Below are 4716 nucleotides of genomic sequence, written 5' to 3' on the forward strand. Positions count from 1 at the left end.
TTATGAAGATGATTGTTGAACTCGTAAAAAGTCACATTTCCGACGGATTCGTAAAAAGCCCGAGATCAAGGCTTGCGGGCCGCGAAAGCGAGCTTAGGCGAGCGAATGGCAAATCGATCAAGATCCTTACGGCGAACATTCATGTTCCATCCTGAGAATACCGCATTCGCGGGTGCCGAAGGCAGCGTACTTATGGTACGCTGCAGTGACGAAGGATGAAGCGTAACGCAGATCTCGGGCTTTTTACGAATCCGTCATGATTGTTGATGACAATCTTCGAATGGGTGGCGTATACTGACCCATTCTCTTCCACTCCAATGGTTCTGAGCAATGATGTGATCGCCCGTATTAAAACGCCTATAGTCAAAGGATAATGAATGTGTCCCTAAAAACGCAAATCCTGATCAACCTTGTCGTGCTCGCCATCGTCGACACCGTCATTCCCATCCCCATTACCGCCATGGTGCTGATCATGGTGCTGTTCCAGAAACCGAAATGGTTCAAGGACTGGGTCGACCGGATTTACCGGCGCTGAACACACGACAGTCTTCGATTTCGTCAACGCCTATAACCCTTAAATCGGATCAGGGTTTTATAGTTGTGATTTAAGTGTTGCCCGCCTCTTCGTGCCATCGTATACGTTCTATAAGCAATGTGATCCATCACCCGCCTCATGATACCATCGGAAAAGATCGGTGCGCTTCAGCGTTGCACACAAACAACAGGCCGCAAATCATCGGGGAGAAATGAAAAACGAGATGTTTCGCATGGGTAAAGGTGATTTGATGGGTGGCTTGTCGGCGGCAATCATCACCCTTCCCATGTCCATCGCCTATGGCATCGCGGCGTTTTCCGCACTGGGTCCCGAATTTCGACCCCATGCCGCCCTGATCGGGTTAAATGCCGCCATTGTAGGCGGATTCGTTGCGGCGCTGCTGGGTGGGGTTCCAACCCAGATATCCGGGCCCAAGGCGCCGCTGACGCTCATCATGACCACCGTCGTCGCCAGCCTGGCGGCGGATCCCATTCTACAAGATCTTTCGACAGGCAAGGAATGGATCGTTTTGGGGATGGCCTCGCTCTGTGTGGCCGTTGGAGGGATCACTCAAATCCTCTCCGGTCGGTTGGGAATGGGCAACATCGTCAAATACATCCCCTATCCGGTGGTTTCCGGTTTCATGAACGGTATCGCCATCCTGCTGATCTGGAACCAGTTGCCATCCTTTTTAGGCCTTGCAGCCACAGACTCGGCAACCCATGTGCTCTTCGATTTCTCAACGGTCGATGGAATGACGTTGCTCATCGGTGCGTGCACGTTGATCAGTATTTTTGTTTCCAAACGCTGCTTCAAAAAGATTCCATCTTTTTTGACCGGCCTGACTGTAGGGACGGCTATTTTTTTACTGATGCCGGTATTTGCCGGCTCGGCGCATCAAATTGCTGCCATCGGGGACCTTCGAGCGGTGTTTCCCTCGCCGACCGCATTTTCAGGACTGAGAGATCTTCCCTTCGATTTCTTCTCCGGTGCCTGGATGTTGAAAATTGGCATGTACGGAATCATACTCGGTGTGGTGGGTTCGATGGAGTCACTGATGAGCGCCGTGGCGATCGATAACATCCGTGGGAGCCGCCATGACAGCAAAAAGGAGTTGTTCGGCCAGGGCATGGGCAACCTGATTGCCTCGTTTTTCGGCTCGCTTTATGCCGCGGGATCGATTCCACGCTCCATTGCGAACTACAAAGCAGGGGGTCGGCACAACATCTCCGGGGCGATCTGCAGCCTTATGATTCTATTCATATTCTTAACTTTCGCACCCCAGATAGGGAAAATCCCGCTATCCGTTTTTGCAGCCATTATAATCTATGTGGGGATCAATCTTTTTGATCGTTCGACACTGCGCCTTTTTCAAGCGATTCGAACACCAGGCAGCCTCAGAAGAGATGTTTCAGTCAGTCTGCTGGTCAATTTAGGGGTGGCTGCGATCACCGTCAGCATCAATCTGATTTGGGCGGTGATCGTCGGCCTTGCCATCTCTACCGCCTATTTTATCGTCAAGATGGGGACCTCGGTGATCCGGCGCGAATACACGGCTGAACTGATTTGCTCCAATCGCGTCAGAGACTGCAGGCAGATCACGATTCTGAATGAAAACAAAAACGCGATCAACGTGTTTGAATTGCAGGGGCCGATATTTTTCGGATCGGCGGACAGACTGGCACAGATTCTCGAGGCCAGGATGGCTGCTGCGACGTATTGCATCCTCGATATGAAGCAGGTCACCGAAATTGACAGCACCGGTGCCACTATTCTTGCCCGTTTGCATAAAAGCCTGCGGAAGACGAACAAATGGCTGCTGATCAGTCACATTAATGCCAATCACGGATTGGTGCAGTTCTTGGCGATCAGCGGCGTGAAACAGGTAATTCCCGAGGACCATTTTTTTTCAAATACCGATCTGGCCATAGAATGGGTGGAAGATCGATTGCTGGAACGATTCTGCCCGGCGGAATCATGCAGGCAATTTGAATTGAATGATCTTGATATCTTTCTTGGATTCTCCCCGGATGAATTGGACCAGATGGAAACCTTGCTGACTAAAATCAGCTTTCTCAAGGGAGAAATGGTCATCAGGGAAGGGGATACGGATCGGGATCTCTATATCCTGATGCGTGGTCTGGTCAGTGTAAAAATAATTTTGCCGCTCAGCCAGGGTGAGAAAAGGCTGTTCACCTTCAGTGCCGGCGTTGTTATTGGAGAGATGGCGCTGCTGGATGGAAAGCCCCGTTCCGCAAACGTCCAGGCCGATGAGGATTCTGAAGTCTTTTGCCTTTCACGCGCCAACTTTGACAAATTGCTTGCCCGGAAACCGCAAGTTGCAGCCAAACTATTGAAAAATATCGCCATGGTGCTGAGCCACCGGTTGCGGGCGCGATCGGACGAGCTGAGGATGTGGGCGGATTACTAGATGTTCAAGGCTGTTGAAAAACGTCATGAGCGCAGGCAAGACAAGGCAAAATTCGGCGAAAAAGCGCAGTTTATGGTTGATAAATGAGAATTTTGAGTCGAATGTTAACGCTGGATGGCCAAGCGCAATAGTTTTTCAACAGCCTTGCTTAGTGGGTGGCACACGTCAGGCACGGATCAAACAAACGGATACAGCGGCCGATCGCCTCCTGCCCGGACTCGGAAAGCGTGCCCTGTTCGAGGTGTCTTTCGGCCAGGTCCTTGATGATGAGGTTGATCAGCGGATTATTGAACTGGGTCGCCACCAGGAGCTTCAATCGTTCGATCCTGCCACGGTTGATGGTATAGCTGTGGATGAGAACGCCCCGGGGGGCTTCGACGACACCGATGCCTTTCCCGCTCTCCTCTGAATGGATGGGGACGGTTTTGACCGCCGACAGATCGATGTCCAGCAGCAGCTCTTTTATCCGGGTTGCCGCCCAGAAGATTTCAGCCAGCCGCATGACATCGATGTGTTCGATATGAATGCCCCTGGATGCCCTGGCCCGGTCGATGATTTCAAAATCCCGGAGTTCCGGCATGTTGATCGCGGAATGGTCTAAAAATGCACGGGCGAGGGGACCGACATGAAAGATTCCGTCGGGGAAGCCCAATCGGGACAGATAGGGAAACTTGGCAAATGACCAGTCCGCACGCATTTCGGAAACATGGTCCTCGATGACGGAAACCCTGAATCGATCGACCTGCGCACCATCCATGGCGTAGACGTTGAAGTGGCCTTCCGGGCCGGAATCTTCATCGTAGCCTAGAAAGTTGATTGGGTTGTGTTTGGGAAAATCGATTCTCTGTTCAGGCAGCTCCCGCCCATTCAGGCCGGACAGTATTTGACGGGTTTGATCCGCGACCCGATCGCAAACCGAACGAATTTCTTTCAAATCATCCGATGACGGCAGGACAGACAACCCTCCCACCTGCATGGCGATGGGGTGGACGGATCGCCCGCCCAGGATCTCGACGATCCGGCTGCCGGCTTTTTGAATCGAAAAGGCAACCTCGGCAATCTGCGGATGGTGTTGCATCAGGCCGAAAATACCCTCCCTGGTGCCAAGCACATCCGGCTGAGTCAGGAAAAAGTAGCTGATGGCATGGCTGGCGATCCACTCGCCGTACACGGCCGCCTGACGAAGTTGGTTGACCGAATCAGGGACGGTGATCTCCAGTGCATTCTCGATGGCCCGCACGCTGGCTGTCTGATGGGCCATGCAGCACAAACCACAGATGCGTGAGATGATGTGGGGGATATAGGCGACCGCTTTGCCCTGGCAAAACTTTTCGAAGCCACGAAAATCTTCGACCATGATTCTGGCCGACTGCACCCGATCCTGATCGATCTCGACGTGAATCGTCGCATTGCCTTCGATCCGGGTGGCTTTCTTGAGCAGGAGTTGATGTTTCATTTCACCCTCAGCAGTTTTACTACCGCTTCGCTGTCGATGTCGAACATGAAGTGACCACTCTGCTTGATCCGTTTGATTACTGCGCGAAAACGGCCTTCGTGATTTGTATACCGTCGTCTGAATCCATTCGTGGCAATCTCTTCCAGTGTATAACCGGCTTGAAGGCCCACGATCGTTTTTTTTGAAGGGCCCCGGCAACCCCAGCATGGCACGCCGTTTTTGGGGCAAACCGATTCACAGCCACCCCGGGTCATAAAACCCAGACAGACCCTGCCGACTGAATTGAAACAATAG

At 52.3% G+C, this 4716-nt stretch carries 3 protein-coding genes and 1 pseudogene; 2 read left to right on the forward strand and 2 right to left on the reverse strand.

All coding sequences use genetic code 11. The annotated features are described in order from the left end of the window. Positions 1-379 precede the first annotated feature (379 nt). Together QNK41_RS05575 and QNK41_RS05580 are read left to right on the forward strand one after the other, a co-directional pair. Positions 380-535 (forward strand): hypothetical protein, encoded by a 156-nt coding sequence (locus QNK41_RS05575; protein ID WP_319254610.1) that lies wholly within the window; start codon positions 380-382, stop codon positions 533-535. Between the two features lie 232 nt (positions 536-767). Beyond that, positions 768-2966, forward strand: a complete 2199-nt coding sequence (locus tag QNK41_RS05580; RefSeq protein ID WP_319254612.1) for an SLC26A/SulP transporter family protein — start codon at positions 768-770, stop codon at positions 2964-2966. Positions 2967-3114: 148 nt separating this feature from the next. Here QNK41_RS05580 and QNK41_RS05585 read toward each other — a convergent pair whose 3' ends face one another. Beyond that, entirely contained in the window at positions 3115-4422 is a 1308-nt protein-coding gene (locus QNK41_RS05585; RefSeq protein ID WP_319254614.1) for a Ni/Fe hydrogenase subunit alpha, read from the reverse strand. After that, positions 4419-4716, reverse strand: a pseudogene (locus QNK41_RS05590) (hypothetical protein); the annotation flags it as partial. The gene QNK41_RS05585 and the pseudogene QNK41_RS05590, both read right to left, overlap by 4 nt.

Source organism: Desulfosarcina sp., from assembly GCF_033791525.1.
GTDB lineage: Bacteria > Desulfobacterota > Desulfobacteria > Desulfobacterales > Desulfosarcinaceae > Desulfosarcina.